The following is a 16,082-nucleotide window of genomic DNA, read 5'->3' on the forward strand; positions in this document are numbered from 1 at the left end:
TCGGGGTAATCGTTCATCGCGGGGGGCCTCCGCGGTCCCAGTAGTCGCGCCACTCCTCGTTGTAGGACCGCGTAGTGGTGGACGGCTCGATGTGGTTGAAGGCGTCGAGCACGTAGTGAAGTCGGTCCTGGCTCTCGCCATCCGGTGACACAAGTACGAGTGCGAGTCGGTGGCGGTCACCTTGTGTCTGGGCAAAGGTGACTTCGTTCGTCGTGATGGTGAATGTGTCGGACCCCTCGATCCGACCCTTCACTTCGATGTAGTGGGTGCGCCCGTCGGCATCGAACGACTGGATGTCGTACCCGGGGTTGTTCCGGGGCATCTCATGGGGCGTGCGACCGACTGCGCGCTCGGCAGCGAGGACGGCCTCCACGGCTCGGCGCTCGACGAGTTCGGTGTTGCGCGCGAAGGTCTGGGGCGCGGCATCCTCGTCGCCAGTCGACAGTCGTTGGCTCGGCACGACGAGTGCTGATCCGCGGACGACCGCCGGAAGTGCGACAAGCTGAGTGCTCTCATCGAGAGCGCGGAGCCGTTTGTCGAGTCGCTCGTCGAGCTGGCGAGCTCGTTGGAGCGCTGTTTCCGCGCGGAACCGACCGATGGTTCCCGCGCGTTCGAGTGCCTCGAGGCGATTGTGCTCGCGGTCCCAGTGGTTGATCTCGGCGAGGAGACGTTCCTTGACCTGCACGCGGGTGCGGTCGACGTCCGCGGTGATGCGCGTCGCGAGTTCGTCCATACGGGGTGCGAGTCCGTCGCGGTACGCCCACGCGCGGATGGAGCGTTCGTGGTCGCTCTTCGCCCACTCGTCCGCCAGGATTACCGAGAGTGCTTGAGCCTCGTCAGGGCGTGGCGCGTCGTAATCGAGGTATGGAGGCGCGGAGGCGAGCGTCACAGTCCCCATGGTGTCGAGGACGGGGTAGTCGAAGTGGTGCGACACAGTGTCGGCGTCGGTGGTGGCGTTCTGGATGCGCTGCTCGACCGCGTACAGCAACGCCGTGCGTTCGGATTGCTGTTGGCGGCGGTCGACGAACACCGTTCCTCGCTTGAGCACGGGGCCGAGGTCTTCGATGTTGAGTTCGATGACCGCTTGCAATAGCGGGTGGCCGGGGGCGAGGAGCGCGGCCTGTGGCTGATTCTCGGGTCGGACCAATGCGGTCTCGAAGGTGACGCGCTCGTACCGTTCCGGCACGGGAGCCCACCGGTTGAGTCTGCGCGCGGCATCGATGACGCGCTGCGGCACGCGGGTGATTTCGTAGCGGCCCTTCTCTCGCTTTCGAACGCGGCCTCCGAGCCGTTCGAAGGCGGGGAGGAAGAACGCCGCGATATACCCGGGCTGAAGTCGTCGTTCGCGAGCCTTTTCCATGCGGCCACGGATCTCTTCAAGATTCAATGAGGAGTACATCTCTGGGTGCAGAGCGCGCTCAGCCACCATCGTGTCGAGGCCGTGGGCGACGCTCGCGTCGATGACACGGTCGAGTTCAGCCTTGCGTTCAGGTTCGTCGCCGTACCGGATGGCTTCGATCAGGAGTTCTCGGAGTGACTTCTCTTGGAAGGCATCTGCGTCGCCGAGCACGTTGAACAGGTTGCCGTTGTACGCGATCGCCATCTGGTCGATCTTCGACAGCAACCGGGTGAACACGTCCCCTTCGCGTGTGTCTTTCGCCACCATGTTCCACAGGTGGCACACCTCGCGTTGGCCGATTCGGTGAATGCGGCCGAAGCGCTGCTCGATGCGATTCGGGTTCCACGGCAGGTCGTAGTTGACCATGAGGTGCGCACGCTGCAGGTTGAGTCCTTCACCCGCGGCATCCGTCGCCAGCAGTACGACAGTGTTGCGGTCGTAGGTGAACTGTTCGCGTGCCGCTTTGCGGTCTTCTCGGCGGGTGCCGCCGTGAATCGTGATGACCGACTCGGGGCGACCCAGTTGCGTCGTGATCTTCTGCCGAAGGTAGTCGAGGGTGTCTTTGTGCTCGGTAAAGATGATGATCTTGCGCGGTTCGCCCGAGTCATCGTGGACGAGGAGCTGTTCGTCGAGGATGGTGCGGAGCTGCACCCACTTCTTGTCGTCGTCGAGCAGTCGGACGCGTCGGGCGACGTCGATGAGGTCCTCGAGGATCGAGATCTCTGCGCGGAGTTCGCCGATCGACTTGGCGGCGGTGGCGAGGTCGACGACCTCATCGACATGCGCCTCGAACTGGGCGCGCTCCTCTTCGGCGACCTCTTCGTCGAGGTCGTCGAACTCGTCGGGGTCGAAGCTCGAGACCGAGGCGGAGGCGTCCTCGAAGTCGAGTGCGACACGGCCAGTCGACCACTCGTCGATCGTCGCCGTCATCGAGGTGCTGTATCGCGCCTCGTCGGTCGCGCGTTGCCACTCTCGAAGACGTGTCTCGAGTCGCGCCTGGCGTCGCTCGAGTGATCGGAGAATGGCTTCGGGGCTCGAAGCGAGGCGTCGCTGCAGCACGGTGAGCGCGAATCCCACATTGTTGCCACGCTTCTTGTCGCCAGCCTGTGCGAGGCGTTCCGCGCGGCCCATCTCAGTGCGCACGTAGGCGGTCACCAGTTCGTAGAGCTCGCGTTCGGGGTCGCTGAGCTCGTACTCCACCGTGTAAGCGCGGCGTTCTGGGAACAGAGGCTTGCCCTCGAAGGTGAGGAGCTCTTCCTTCACCATGCGCCGCATCAGGCCACGGGTGTCGGTGCGGTGGACGCCGGCACGGAACTGCCCCTCAAACCGGTCACGGTCGAGCAGCGACATGAACAGCTGGAAGTCCTCCTCCTTGCCCGCGTGCGGGGTCGCGGTCATTAGGAGGAAGTTGTGTGCGGTCTCGGCGAGCAGCCGCCCAAGCCGAAAACGCTTCGTCTCGTCGACCTGACCGGCCCACGACGAGTAGTGCGCCGACATGCGATGCGCCTCGTCGACCACGACAGCGTCCCAGGCGACGTCGGAGAGCTGCTCGATCAGGTCGTCGCTGCGGGAAAGCTGGTCCATCCGTGCGATCAGGAACGGGTGCTCCGCGAACACGTTGCGACCCTGCGCGTCGTCGACCATCTGACGGTTGAATATCTCGAATGAGAGGTCGAACTTCTGCGACAGCTCTTCCCGCCACTGCTCCACGAGACCGCCAGGGGCAACGATCAGCGCTCGTTCGCAGTCGGCGCGAAGGATGAGCTCCTTGAGGTAGAGGCCGGCCATGATCGTCTTGCCGGCGCCGGGATCGTCCGCGAGCAAGAACCGCAGCGGGATTCGCGGAAGGAGTTCCTCGTATACCGCGCGGATCTGGTGCGGCAACGGATCGACATCCGAACTGTTCACCGCCGCCATCGGGTCGTAGAGTGCGGCGTACTTGATGCGTAACGCCTCAGCCGCAAGGCGGAACTCATCAGGGTCGCCGTCGAACGCGGGCGCGTTGCCCAGCTCGGTCACCAGCTCGAGCTTGCCGGCATCCGCATCGGTGATCATCCGCTCGCCGGTGCGGCCGGAGTCATCGCGGAAGAAGATCTCGACGAGCGCATCGTCTAGCGGCGTCACTCCGACAAGCGTCACCGGCTGCCCGGGTAGAACGCCGCGGAGGCGCTGGCCAGCCCGCAATGAAGCGAGCGTTAGTGTGGATCCGTCCACGCGATCCCTTCCTTGGAAATTGGCAAGTCGATCAGGCTACACCTCGCCGCCGACTGCGCTGAGGGCATCAGTTGCGATGACCCGAGAAACTGTCACCCCTCTACGTAGCGAGCCCAAAGATCTCGAACCGCGATGGCGCGTTGCGCGGGCTGCTGGCGTCGGCGACTCAGGTACACGACGTCTACTTCCCCGGCGTGACTCTGCACGTTCGCAGAGAGTCGTTTGCGGCTCAGCCATGCGCCTCTTCCTTGCAGATTGGGCCGATGGTGCCCAGGTGTGTCCGAGCCTAACGGCCCGGGAAGATCGTTCTACGCTGGGGTCACTGGACGCGAGACACAGGAGGGCTCGGGATGAGCATCGGTCGATCAGATGCGAGGAGCGACCACTCAATCGAGACAGCACTCGCTCTTCCCATGCGGCCACCCGACCAGGCCACGGTCGGGTACCGCACTGTCTTCCGACTTGTCGGCGATGACGCGGTGGTTGTGTCAGAGCGGAACGTGCGAGCGTGGCTGACTCAGAAGCTCGGGGCGCCCGGTGCACTAGACAATTGGGACGGAGCGTCGTCTCGTGCATTCAACGAACATCTGTCCATTGTGGTCGTCGACCTCGGTGAACCGGGCCACACACAACGTCGCCTCTATCGATTGATCGATCGGAATCCGGGCGGTCGATTCGAGATCTCTCTGTTTGCTGCGGCTTTTCCGAACGCGGGACACATCGTGATCGAGGGCGCCCGCGACAGCGCCACCACCGAACGAGCAATAGACGGAGTTGCGACACCTAACATCGTCCGCCAGATTCTTGGCGATATCACTGTGCTCGACGGGGCGACCGAGATCACAGGTACGCCTCGTGTGATTCGCGCAGGGGACGAATCAGAGGTTATCGACGCGATCGTTGACGGCAGACGCACGATGTCTGTGATCGTCGCGTCGTCGCTGACGCCAGATGTCGATGCTCGTTGGCTCGAGATAGTTGACCAGCTCACTCGGTATAGCGTCGGTGTGGCGACCGTCTTCGTCGTGTATGCAGACGCCGTAGAGGGTGTGAATCGACGCCTACCGCCCGGTCACCGTGTTCCAGGCGGCCAAGTTAGAACCTTCGCGCCCGGCGTACGGTTTGAAGACCCCGACGATGCCATCGCTCACAGGTTCCTTGGCCCGGCAACGCTCGAACGGTCCATCCGCGAGGGACGTATTCGCGGGCGGTTGCCCGCCATCCACGCTCGCGGCCCGAGGGCGCGCTTATTGGAGCGCGGCGTACCAGCCGACGCGCGTCGCACTATCGACCTCCTGACGCGAGCGGAGCGCGCTGAGCTTCGCGCAATAGAGGTCCGACGCAGAGTCGCAGACAAGCCGGCAGCCTCCACGCTGCCGGCTGTCGAAGCATCGCCAGGGGCAGACGCCCATGACCCAAGTCCGACGATTAACGCCGAGGCCGCGACAGGCGCTGCGCCACCAGCGGCGTCTAGTGCAGCCCCTTCACAAGCGTCGGCGTCTGTTAGCGCGAGCGGCGGCGGTTTCCAAGCATTCATCGCTACGATTCGTCGGCTGGTACAAAAGTGGGTCAAACGGTCGGAGGTCTCGCGCGAATCGCTAGAGGAGCTGGACGCGTTCGTCGAGGGTCAGGTCGCTGAGGTCGCCGTAGCTACCGATCAAATCGACGAAGTTGTCGCTGAGAACGAGTCCCTGCGCCGTGAGGCGGAAGAGATGCGCGCGGCAATGGATAGTGAAGATCTCGAGTCGGCAATCATGGCCGATGAGCTTCGCCGACTCGACCACGAGAATCAGCGCCTAAAGCGTCAGCTCCGCGACGCGCAGGTCTTCTACGTTGCGGACACCTCGGTGGATTGGGAGCCGCCAACCGACGTCGAAGAACTGGTAGCACGTCTCACTGCTGGTGAAGGTCAGCACCGTGCCTTGGACCGGGTTCTATTCACCGGCAAGCTCGACGCGGTCCTCGAGGTGGGTCGGCGCGATCCCTACGGGAAGTACGCGCGCGACTTCTGGGATTACGTCCGGGTTCTTTTCGAGTACGCAGAGCTGCGTGCATCGGGCCTCTTCGCCGGCAATGTCCACATGTACCTAGCGGATGACACCGCCGATGGGCATAAGTGCAATCCCCAACGACATGCGGGGCGTGAGAGCGATTCAGTACTGGGAAACTCGCAATGGCGCGCCGAGCGCGTGCACGCCGTACCGGTGGACGTAGATCCAACCGGGCTCGTGCTGATGGACGCACACTTCAAGCCCACCCACCGGGACATGTTCGCGCCTCGTATGCACTACTTTGACGACACCAATAACACGGGAAAGATCTACGTCGGCTACATCGGCAAGCACCTCACGACCACGATGTCGTCATAGCCGGCACTGAACCGCGGACTCGGTCAGGGTGAGCGCGTTGCTCGACTACCGGGGAGTCCGTGGTCGAGGTCGTTTCGCGTCGATCTCTTCTTCGCTAGACCTCGGAACCGCCGTCGCCGAGAAATCTCGAAATCCAGCGAAATCCGGGAAAAGGACCTGTGAGGTGCGGTTGTAAGAGTTCTCAAGGATACGACGGATCCTCGGTTTCAGTTCGGAACGAACTCTGACTGCGACAAAGGGAATTCGTAGCCTGGTCACGTGGTGTGTGTTGTGCAGCATGTCGTCGAGAAGCGCGCGCGGATACTTGGACGGTACCTCTTGATACTCGAGGTTCAAGCCCTTGAATGGACTGTCAGCATCGGGCCTATTCGGTACGCGCGAAGCAATGAAGTATCCATTCTGGGCGCGAAGTCGGTCGTTCGGATGGAGTGAGTTGACTACGAAAGGGTGCGCGCTTTCGAGGCCTTCCTTCAGTTCCCACCCCATGGGATCGCCCGCTGAACTCCACGTCCCGGGAGGCTGGCTCCGCCCGTAGCGCGGCCAACCTGCAGTGTCGATCGCGACGAGCACCCCCGAGTTTGTGAAGCCTGGTTCGCCCACATCCTGGCATGCGAACCAAAGCGCGGTCATCGGGTCGCTTGTGACATCGATGAGACGGGTACTGGTTCCGTAGTGCTGAAGGTCGGCAAGCAACTGCAGATCCGTCGACCAGCCTCCAGTTCCGTAGCCCAACCCCCACAACCGAGCCTCGTCCAAGATCGCCAACTCACGCGCGCGGAGAGTGTCTTCGCCTGCCTGCAGGTTCGTCCGGTGGAGCGAAGAGACAAAGTCGTAATCGATACTTCTCATGCCTCGCCACGCGTAGTTCGCCTTCTCGCTATACGCGCCGATACTCGCAATGTCCGCAAGAAGTGCCCCAGCGGTGGTTGGTGAGAGATACCAACCAGTGTTTCTCCAACGGTCGCCTGACATGTGGCCCCCACGTGTTTGTACGAACCATAGCGCTAGGCACGCGAGACGACGCGGCTACTCGCCACTTCCGACTCCCGCCAGAGAGCGAGTGGGAGGCGGAGCCAGCCCGCGAAGATCTCCTGGCCGATGACCGAGCGAGGGATGCAATCGAGGAATGCAATGCACGCAGGCACCAATGGTGAGCGCCCGCATTCGAAACCAGTTGACGACAGGCACCGGCATCGCGCAAAAATACCTGGATAGCGAGGAAAAACGTTCGTAGCCTCGCATTATGCGCGGAGGTCTTGAGCGGTGGAAGCGGGGTGTCGGATCCGGTGGAGTCCGACAGGCGATCTCCTACGCGCTCGAGGGCACTTGTGACGCCCATCTGCGGCGCGCTACCGGTGCCGAGGCGCTCGAGGCATACAGCGAAGCATCCGATTCGACCGTCACTCGATTCATCGTCGCGAGCGGCAGGATCGGCAAGGATGAGCTCACCGCTGGCGGCCTTCGTGTCTGGCTCGCGGGGCATGACCCAATTTCGGGGGCGCAGCGCGGCCGTCAGCGGCTGAGCCCCGACGCTGACCTGCTGCTCGACGGCACGCTCAATCACCCGAAGTCCTATAGCATCGCCGCGCTGCTGCATCCCGAACTCGCTGCCGAGTTCGAAGAGCTGCAGGATCGGCTGCGCGACCGCATCCTGCTCACGTGGCAGACGGAGCTCAACGCGCGACGCGGACACGGGGGGCTCATTCGCGAGGACATCGCGCGCATCGAAGTCGTCGAGCTGCAGCACCGCCGATCCCGCGCCCTCGATCCGCACATCCATCGACACCTCTGGCTCAACGTCAAGGTGCTGGGGGCCGACGGCAAGTGGTCGAACGTCGACTCGCGAGCCGCAATGAAGATGCATACCGTGATCAACGCCGAGGGCGAGCTCGCCGCCCGCACCGATCCGGAATGGATCGCTGCTCTCGCGCGCCACGGGTACACGCTCGACGACGCCGGCGAGATCGCCGAGCTCGCGGGAGCAGTACGCCCGCTCTCTCGTCGTTCGGCGCAGATCGAGTCCAACCGTGCGCGTCTCATCGCGGAGTGGTCGACGGAGCATGGGGGAGTGGCCCCGAGCGTCGACGTCCTCCACCAGATCGATCGGCGCGCGTGGGCGGTGTCGCGTCCGAACAAGCCGACTGATCTCGACGAACAAGCGTGGGAAGCGATGGTCCGCGACGAGATCGAGGCGATTGATCCGCTCCTCGTCGCCGACCGATCACCCGTTCCCCTGACGGCGGTCGATCCCGACGTACTCGACATCGATCTGCTCGCCGCACAAGCGCTCGTCGACGCTGACCAGCGATCGACGGCATCCGGAGGACGATTCAGCCGCTTCGACATCCGCGCCGGCGCAACCCGCGCTCTCGCGCGCTCGGGCATCGTTGCGCCTCGCGCTCAACTCGACGACGTCATCGAGCAGATCAGCGCGCGAGCTAGATCGAACGTCGCGAGGCTGATTAAGGACGCCCCGCCCGCGCATGCGAAGACATATATGGCGACTGCGACGGTCCGCGCGAAGCTCCAGCTCGCCGGACGTCTGGATGCGCTCGCAGCGCCCGGGCGATCGCGCCTTCCCGGGGAGCTGCGGCGAGGTTCATCGAAGAACGACGTCTCGACCCTGGATGCGTCCCAGACCGCTGCTGCTTGCGTGATCGCGGGAACGGACGGGCTCGTCACGGTGACCGGTCCCGCGGGCGCGGGAAAGACGACGATGCTTCGCGTTGCGTTCCAGTCGCTTACGAGGCAGCGACGACGGATGCTGGTCGTCGCACCGACACGTAAGGCAGCGTCGGTGGCGGCTCAGGAGATCGGGACGTCGGCATCGAGCATCCACGCCCTGCTTGCCGATTACGGCTACCGATGGAGCACCAACGACGCCGGCGCGAAGGTGTGGACACGACTGCGCCATGGTGATGTCGATCCGGACCTGGGAGCCGACTACGCCGGCCCGACCCGTTGGGTGCTACGAGCCGAGGACCGGATCGTCGTGGATGAAGCCGGAATGGTAGACCTCGACACCGCGAACGCGCTGACCGAGCTCGCACTCGCGCTGCGGGTAGGTGTTGCGTTCGTGGGTGATCCGTATCAGGCGTCACCTGTCGGGCATACAGGGGCCATGGCATCCGCGATACGGCACGCGAATGCCGCCGTCGAGCTCGACACGGTGCATCGTTTCCGCGATCCCGAGTACGCCGCTCTCACGTTGCGCCTGCGCAGCCCCGGCGATCGCGACGGAGCGCTGGAAATCTCGCGGGATCTGGTGCGCCGCGGCCACGTCGAGCGAGTCGACCACCTCGAGGCAGCGCGAGAGCGGATGATCGCCGCCTACTTCGACTGGCACGCGAGAGGCAAGCGGGTGACGTTGGTGTCGGGGACCAACGCGGAGGCGGATGCGATCAACGAGGCGATCCAGCAGCGCCGAGTCGATCACGGCGAACTCGATGCGACCGTCATGGCGTGGGGGATGGGGGAGCAGCGGATCCTCGTCGGCGACACCGTGCAGACCCGCCGCAACGACCGGTTTACGGGCGTCGAGAACCGGGCTCAGTGGGTCGTGGTGGGGATTCATGAGGACCGCCTATCACTGGCTTCGGTCCGAGACAGCGGCGAGCTGCGGGGCGTCTCGCACGGGTATGCGCGGGACCACCTGCAGCTCGCGTACGCTTCGACCGTGCACGGGGTGCAAGGTGACACCGCTGATGCGTCGGTCGTTGGGCCAGATGTGGATGCCGCGGGCCTCTACGTGGGGCTCACGCGCGGGCGGGTGCACAACCTTGCGATCGTGGTGGCTCAGACGGATGTCGCGGCGTGCGAGCGGGTCGCTGACTCGATGCGGCGCGGTACGCCAGAGCTGACGATGCAGGACGCCGTGCGGGCGGCCGAGGCTGAGGTGCGGCGTGCGGCTCGCGACCGCAGCGCTGCAATGGCCACCGGGCCGGTGGTGGGGGCACCGAGTGCTGGGCGCGGGTTCTATTTGTAAAGTCGGCCGATTGTCGGGCGGTCAGCGTGCGACGGGCTGGGCCGGTCCTACGAGCGCCGTGCCGGTGAACTGCGGCTTCGTAGCTTCCAGTCCCTTCCGATGTGCGAATGGCGACCCGTCAACGATCCACTTCGAGCGTGACGATGAACTCCGGGTCGGCCAACTCCCTACCGGTCGCGTTCGCCGGTTGGTCCGAATACATCTCGAAAAGCTCACCGTCGTCGAGCTCGTCGAAACCGCGCAGTGCTCTGCCGCTGGGGACGCGTGTGATGAGCACCCGTGACCCGTCGGGATTGAGCAGCTCGATATCGACGATCGTGCCGATCACGTCGGTTGTCTTGAAGCCCTCGAGGCCGTGATGCGTCTCGACGAGGCCGCCATCGGGGTTCGTCACACACGTCCACCGTACGCGCTGGTACCGCTCGATCTCCGGCCCGCAGCAGTCGTGCTCCCAGCCCCCGACCGTGATCTCAACACGCACGCTTCAGACCATACTTCCTCGATATCGAGCGGCGTGGACCTGGGCCACAACAGCGAACGGTCGGGGACCCTCCACCGTCCAGCGCTTCGGACTAGTTGTCTCAAGGTGGATAGGCATTTTGAGGTAGCACGAGAAGGGAGAGCGACACCGCGCACCTACTCGCGGAGCCGATAGACGTCGCGAGCATCGCTGACGCAGGCTTCACCTGCCGCTGGCGGCCATCGCGCGGTCGATGAGCGCTTCAGTGCTGTCGCCTCAGTGGTCATTGATCAGTCGCGGTCTTCGTGCGCGCTGTCGATCCCCCGCCCGGCGCGGTGTCCACCGCCGGCAGGGCCGCGTTCGTCGTCGAGGTTTGGCCAGATCCTCCAGCAGAGGAAACACCAAACGGGGATTCACTTCGGAGCCCGTCCGCATCCAGGCACACAGTCTGCGGTCGACGACGGGCCTGATCGGCGTTGCAGTTCGCCAACGAGGATTCATCGTGCGCCACACTTGCACCATGTCGAGTGGGTTGAATGACGCCGAAAGTGCCGCACTGGATCACGCGTGGGGATGGTTCGCCATCCATGCCGAGCAACGCGTACACGGGATCAATCTCTATCTGATCGGTTTTGCACTCGTGGTAGCTGGGTACGGCGCACTGTTCGAACTTAAGAGCTACGCACTGGCAGCGGTAGTCGCACTAGCCGGGATCTTCTTGTCGGCCGCCTTCTGGCTCCTCGATGAACGGAACCGAGTCCTGGTAAAGATGGGTGAACGCCCGCTTGTCGAACTGCAGGCAATTCTCGCCGAACGCTCTGGCATCGACTCTATGAACATCCTCCAATCGGTGGACTCCCAATCTCGAGGGTGGCGTCGAATCGCAAAGTACTCGTGGATCGTCCGGGCGCTGACCACAATCGGTTTCGTGTGGATGGTCGCGAGTCTGGTCTTCGCCATCACCGCAGCTGCTCAGTAGGCGGCCGGAGTCGCGGTGAATCGGCTGGAGATGCGATCAATAGATCGTCTTCGCAAGGCGCGTGACTCCGACCGGCGCTTCGAATGCGCACTCTCAATCGGGCGGAGCCTCGGCGGCATCGACGGTGTGGCAACCGCAAGCGGCCACCAACGCTGATGAAGCCGCTCGTCTTTCTTCGGTGAGCAGTGTCGGGCGGGATCGTGCGGGTGGTCCATGAGAACCTTCTAGCAAGGGTTCATTGCGGGTGGAGAACGGATCATGCGCCAGATTCAGATAGGTAGCGCCGACACGCGGGCGTCGGACGTCCTTGCGAGCTACTGGTTCTTCGCCGCCGAACGACAGCGGGTCTATCACCGGCGTCTCGCCGGTGTACCAGCTCCGTGGACTGAGGACCCCGTTTTGGCGAGGTTCCGATTCACGAACGCCTATCGGGCTGCGGACCGCGTTTCCCAGGATCTGATCCGGGTCGCGTACGCCGGATCACAGTCGGCTGAGGACCTAGTGTTGCGCGTGCTGCTGTTTCGGTTCTTCAACAAGCCATCGACTTGGGATGAGTTGGAGTCCCGCGTTGGGCAGATCGGTGTCAATGAGTTCGATGTGGACCTCTACGACAAGATTCTGGATGGGTTGCTGGCGGATGGACGACGGATATATTCGGCTGCGTACATCGTGCCGCCGCCACCGTTTGGCGCGAAGCGCAAACATCGCAACCACCTTCTGTTGATTCAGCACATGATGTCTTCCGGGGTGGTCGACAAGCTCGGCGCGGCGGATTCTCTTCAGACGGTGTTCGATGTGATTGCCTCGTATCCCTCGCTAGGGCCGTTCTTGTCGTATCAGTTGGCGATCGATCTGAACTACACGACTTTGCTCGATTTCGAGGAGGACGACTTCGTGGTTCCCGGGCCCGGAGCGCGCAGCGGGATTGCAAAGTGCTTTCCCAGTCTCGGTGCCGCATCCGCGGAGGACGTGATCCGGTGGATGGTCGACAACCAGGAAGCGGAGTTCGCGCGATACGGGCTTGATTTCGAGGATCTGTTCGGCCGGCGGCTGAAGTTGATCGACTGTCAGAACCTGTTCTGCGAGACGGACAAATATGCGCGTGTAGCCCACCCCGCGGCGCGGGGCATCGGCGGGCGGACCAGGATCAAGCAACAGTTCGAACCCCAGGCCCCTCCGCCCGCCCCGTACTTCCCACCCAAGTGGGGTATCAACGATCGAGCCATCGCCCGCCAGGACGACCTCGTCCTGGCTTGACTGAAAGCGCCGCAGCGCTACGACGTGGGGTGTTCGATGAACTGCATGGCAGCCTGGCGAAGGTCGGTGTCCCCGAGGTCTTGCAGTTTCTGGCGCACCCGTGCGGTGTCGCCCTGGCGCTGGAAGCTCCAGTACAGGTCAATCATCCGCAGATAGCTGTTCATGAGCGGGTCGCGGAGCCCGTGCTCGATGTCGTCGAGGTCGGTACCGGTGCGTAGTTGCTGTTCGATGTCCATCCATTTGCCCAGCTCCCGGTCGAACTCGTCCCATGATGTGTCGAACGGCGGCGAGCTCGCGGACGGGTACGAGGGAGCGGGGGTGCTATTGAGCACGATCGCAGCCTGCTGATAGTGGCGCTCGTAGAGGTGGAGTGACGAGGTGAAGAAGGCAAGCCGGCCCACCTCAAGGCCCACCCAGTGGGCCATCATCTCCAGTAAAATCGACCACTCGAACGCGTTGATCCCGGAGAAGCCCCACCAGATATCGGTGCTGCGGGCTGCAACGTGCAGGTGAAGACGTCCGTCACGCGCGATGAAGTGCAGCCAGTTGTTGCAGGGGATGTCGTTGCTATGTACGAAGTCGCGATCAGGGTCGAACAGCGTCAGCGCGGCCCGACGCGTGGTCGCGTCCGTTCGCAGCAGTTGCACGGTCTCGGCCAGTTGATCGGTGCCATTCCAGTCGCGGAGGCGCGGCCCGTACCCGGCCCGCCAGGTGTCGCCGCCGTCGTCCGAGAAATCGGGCGCGCGCTTCAAGTAAGGCGTGAGGTAGGCCAGGTCGTTGCGGCCGGCGAGCACCCACATCGCCTCCGCGATCGCGGCGAAGATGTTGTTGTTGCGGCCCGGCACAAGCAGCAGGCGCTCGCCCGGGTGTTCCAGTTCGATCAGCTGTGCGCAGATCTCCCGAGTCTGCTGATCGCGCACCGTGACCTCCTGCCCGCGTTCGACGATCTCCTGCAGCAGGGCGGTGAGGGCTTCCCCGGTGTTCCGATAGACCGTCATGCGGTGACCTGCGAATTGCTCGAGGTGAGGCCGCGGGAGGCGAGTTCGTTCAGAATGAACTCGGTGATGGCCTCGGGGTCGAGATTCGGGATGGCTACTCCGATGTCCGGGTGCTGGGAGAGCAACTCGGTGTAGCCGGCGGCGACACCGTCGCGATTGTTTGCATCGTGCTCGTGCGGCATGCGGAACACGAAAACCACCGAGGCCGTAATCGGCGCCCACACGGTCTTCACTAGCGCCTCGAACTGAGGCTGCGTGAACGCAGAGTCCCCGAGCGCACCGCTGTGCCACCCGTAGGCGAGGGTCGACCACCACCACCGGTCAAGGACCAGCGCACCTGCGTCGGCGCTTTCTACAAGGGCCGGCATATTCTCCGCGTGGCACGCCAGGTGCGCGAGCTGCTGCGCCAATCCCGAGGCCGGTTGACGTGCGGAGTCCTCCAGTACTTCGTAGACGTCGGCACTGAAGCGGGTGACCCCGCTGGGCATGTGGGCAAAGAGGGTGCTGGCTGGAGCGAGCTGGCGCCGCAGTCGATCGATCTGGGTGGACTTGCCTGCCTTGTCCAGGCCTTCCAGGACGATCACGCTGCCCGATTTGAGAATGATCATGATGAGCTCGGGTCTCCTTCGGGTCGGATGGTTGCGGCCTGGGCGCCGAACGCGACTAAGTAGTCGACCGGGAGTCCGCCGTAGCCGTTAAGGGCCCAGTTGATGCCCCAGCTGTTCTTGATCAGCAGCAGCCGGCCGTGGGTGGGGTGGGTGAAGGCACCCACACAGATGACGGCGTGATAGCCGCCTTCGTCAGTGCGCAGGTCGGGCACCGCGATCACGCCGTCTTCGTCTGGTGTCCGGAACTCGTCGGTTACCTCGACGATAAGCACTACTGGACGGCCCGCCTCCAGGCTCTCCTCGATACGGTCTTCGATTCCATCGTGCTCAAGCGGCAGTGGAGTGAGCTCGGCCCGGTTCCACGGCGGGGCAATGCCGTTCGGCGGGTTTTCGGTCGCGTTGCCGAGAGTTGGGTCGTACGGCCAACTTGCGAGATCGGGCTGACCCGGGCCGCGCAGGGCGACGTCAGCGTCAAGCAGCAGCATGCCCGCGCCGGAGGTCAACCCGAGGGTACTGCAGTGCCACCAGATGGCTTCGGGTGCGAGGTGCTCTTGGGTCGCGCCGTTCACAGTGCGGTGCGCTTCATGGGCACCCGACACTGCGAACGCGACACACAGCGGCCGGTGCTGTTGATCGAGCACGTCGGGTCCGAGCGAGCTGCGCAGATCGATATTCGGGCGGCCGGTCACGACGGTGAGTTCCGCTCGGCGGCTTCCTCGGCAAGGAACTCTTGGATGCGGCGTGCTCGGAGCTCTACTTCGGGCAGCGCTCGTGCTGTGACGCGGATGGTGACGCGGTCCAGTGGGCGGTCGGGGGCGAAGGGGCGGGCGTAGGCGAGGTCGACCGACTCCTGGCCGGCGTCCTGCGCGCTGTATCCCATGCGTCGAATCGTCGGTCCACCCACGAGCGGCAGCTCTCCTGAGACGGGTGTCGGCGGCGCACTGCGATCAGCAACCCGGGCGAGGACGTGAACGGGGGTTTCGGGGACGGTGAGCGGAATCACCTCGGCGTGCTGGAGACGGTCGGGGCGCGTCGAGGTGCCCTCGGTCCCGAATCCCGCGCGGAGCGATGTCGGCTCGAGGGGGTGGAGTTGATCATGATCCAGCCACCGGTAGCCAGTGCTGGGGTTCTCGGGCAGCTCGATGACGACCTCGTCTCCGACGTAAACCTCCACCTCGGTGTCCTCGTTGCCGAGCCTCCAGATGTCGCCGCGCGGGTTGGTCGGGGTGCGCCCGTCGGTGAGAAGTCGCTTTACTTGCGCTGGCCGGGTCTTCAGGAGATGGTCCCTATTGCTGGCCGAAATGAAGCGGGTGTTGGCGAGATGGTGCGCGGCCGCGGTGTAACTGACGTGCATGTCCCTGGCCATCTCATACACGGTGAGTGGCGTTGCGGTGTCGCCCTTGCGCAGGTGATGCCGGGCCGCAGTGGCATACACGAGGTCCAACGGCATGAGAAAGTGCGCGGCGAACAGCTGCGCGTTCTGTTCGCGCGCATCGTGTGGATGCCCTTCGATCTGCTCCTCGGTGTCGAGTGCGAACGCGGCCTGGTCCAGGTACCAATGGCCGATCTCATGCGCGGCGGTGTAGCGCTGCACGGACGCGGGGCGTTCGGTGTTGATCAGGACGCCGGCGTGCTGGCCAGGGACGATCACGCCCAACAGGTGCTTCATGGGCCGGAACTGCAATTCAAGTCCGAGCGAATCGATGGACTCGAAGGGGTCGATGGGTCGCGTCGGATCGATTGATAGGTCGTTATGGGCGCGTGCGGCCGCCTGGACGGCGGCGAGCCGCCCAGCGGCTCGCGTGGTCATGGC

At 64.0% G+C, this 16,082-nt stretch carries 11 protein-coding genes; 4 read left to right on the top strand and 7 right to left on the bottom strand.

Features of this window, described 5'->3' with window-relative positions; genetic code table 11:
* Positions 1 to 13 precede the first annotated feature (13 nt).
* Complete coding sequence (locus ACTIFV_RS06830; RefSeq protein ID WP_439592023.1) at positions 14 to 3,523, bottom strand: helicase-related protein; 3,510 nt, start codon at positions 3,521 to 3,523, stop codon at positions 14 to 16.
* A 440-nt stretch (positions 3,524 to 3,963) separates the two neighbouring features.
* On the opposite strand from ACTIFV_RS06830, the gene ACTIFV_RS06835 reads away from it, so the two are divergent.
* Entirely contained in the window at positions 3,964 to 5,982 is a 2,019-nt protein-coding gene (locus ACTIFV_RS06835; protein WP_439592024.1) for a hypothetical protein, read from the top strand.
* Positions 5,983 to 6,027: 45 nt separating this feature from the next.
* Here the strand turns inward: ACTIFV_RS06835 and ACTIFV_RS06840 are convergent, their stop codons facing one another.
* Positions 6,028 to 6,954, bottom strand: a complete 927-nt coding sequence (locus tag ACTIFV_RS06840; protein ID WP_439592025.1) for an FRG domain-containing protein — start codon at positions 6,952 to 6,954, stop codon at positions 6,028 to 6,030.
* 271 nt (positions 6,955 to 7,225) lie between these two features.
* On the opposite strand from ACTIFV_RS06840, the gene ACTIFV_RS06845 reads away from it, so the two are divergent.
* Positions 7,226 to 9,967, top strand: coding sequence for an AAA family ATPase (locus ACTIFV_RS06845; protein ID WP_439592026.1), 2,742 nt, complete (start codon positions 7,226 to 7,228; stop codon positions 9,965 to 9,967).
* 118 nt (positions 9,968 to 10,085) lie between these two features.
* On the opposite strand, the gene ACTIFV_RS06850 is transcribed toward ACTIFV_RS06845, so the two are convergent.
* Positions 10,086 to 10,448 carry a DUF6578 domain-containing protein gene (locus ACTIFV_RS06850; protein ID WP_439592027.1) on the bottom strand — a complete coding sequence of 121 codons (363 nt, stop codon included), beginning with the start codon at positions 10,446 to 10,448 and terminating at the stop codon, positions 10,086 to 10,088.
* Positions 10,449 to 10,947: 499 nt separating this feature from the next.
* On the opposite strand from ACTIFV_RS06850, the gene ACTIFV_RS06855 reads away from it, so the two are divergent.
* Positions 10,948 to 11,406: a hypothetical protein gene (locus ACTIFV_RS06855; protein WP_439592028.1), complete on the top strand. Its 459-nt coding sequence runs from the start codon at positions 10,948 to 10,950 to the stop codon at positions 11,404 to 11,406.
* 258 nt (positions 11,407 to 11,664) lie between these two features.
* Positions 11,665 to 12,663 carry a nucleotide kinase domain-containing protein gene (locus tag ACTIFV_RS06860; RefSeq protein WP_439592029.1) on the top strand — a complete coding sequence of 333 codons (999 nt, stop codon included), beginning with the start codon at positions 11,665 to 11,667 and terminating at the stop codon, positions 12,661 to 12,663.
* Between the two features lie 17 nt (positions 12,664 to 12,680).
* Here the strand turns inward: ACTIFV_RS06860 and ACTIFV_RS06865 are convergent, their stop codons facing one another.
* The 4 genes from ACTIFV_RS06865 to ACTIFV_RS06880 are packed head-to-tail and all read right to left on the bottom strand — an operon-like array spanning position 12,681 to position 16,079.
* Positions 12,681 to 13,661, bottom strand: coding sequence for a thymidylate synthase (locus ACTIFV_RS06865; protein ID WP_439592030.1), 981 nt, complete (start codon positions 13,659 to 13,661; stop codon positions 12,681 to 12,683).
* Entirely contained in the window at positions 13,658 to 14,269 is a 612-nt protein-coding gene (locus ACTIFV_RS06870) for a dTMP kinase (protein WP_439592031.1), read from the bottom strand. The genes ACTIFV_RS06865 and ACTIFV_RS06870 overlap by 4 nt, the downstream gene beginning before the upstream one ends.
* Positions 14,266 to 14,958, bottom strand: coding sequence for a C1 family peptidase (locus ACTIFV_RS06875; protein ID WP_439592032.1), 693 nt, complete (start codon positions 14,956 to 14,958; stop codon positions 14,266 to 14,268). Before ACTIFV_RS06875 ends, ACTIFV_RS06870 begins: the two co-directional genes overlap by 4 nt.
* Complete coding sequence (locus ACTIFV_RS06880; protein WP_439592033.1) at positions 14,955 to 16,079, bottom strand: ImmA/IrrE family metallo-endopeptidase; 1,125 nt, start codon at positions 16,077 to 16,079, stop codon at positions 14,955 to 14,957. Before ACTIFV_RS06880 ends, ACTIFV_RS06875 begins: the two co-directional genes overlap by 4 nt.
* Positions 16,080 to 16,082 lie beyond the last annotated feature (3 nt).

The sequence above is a fragment of the Microbacterium sp. genome, from assembly GCF_051860965.1.
GTDB lineage: Bacteria > Actinomycetota > Actinomycetes > Actinomycetales > Microbacteriaceae > Microbacterium.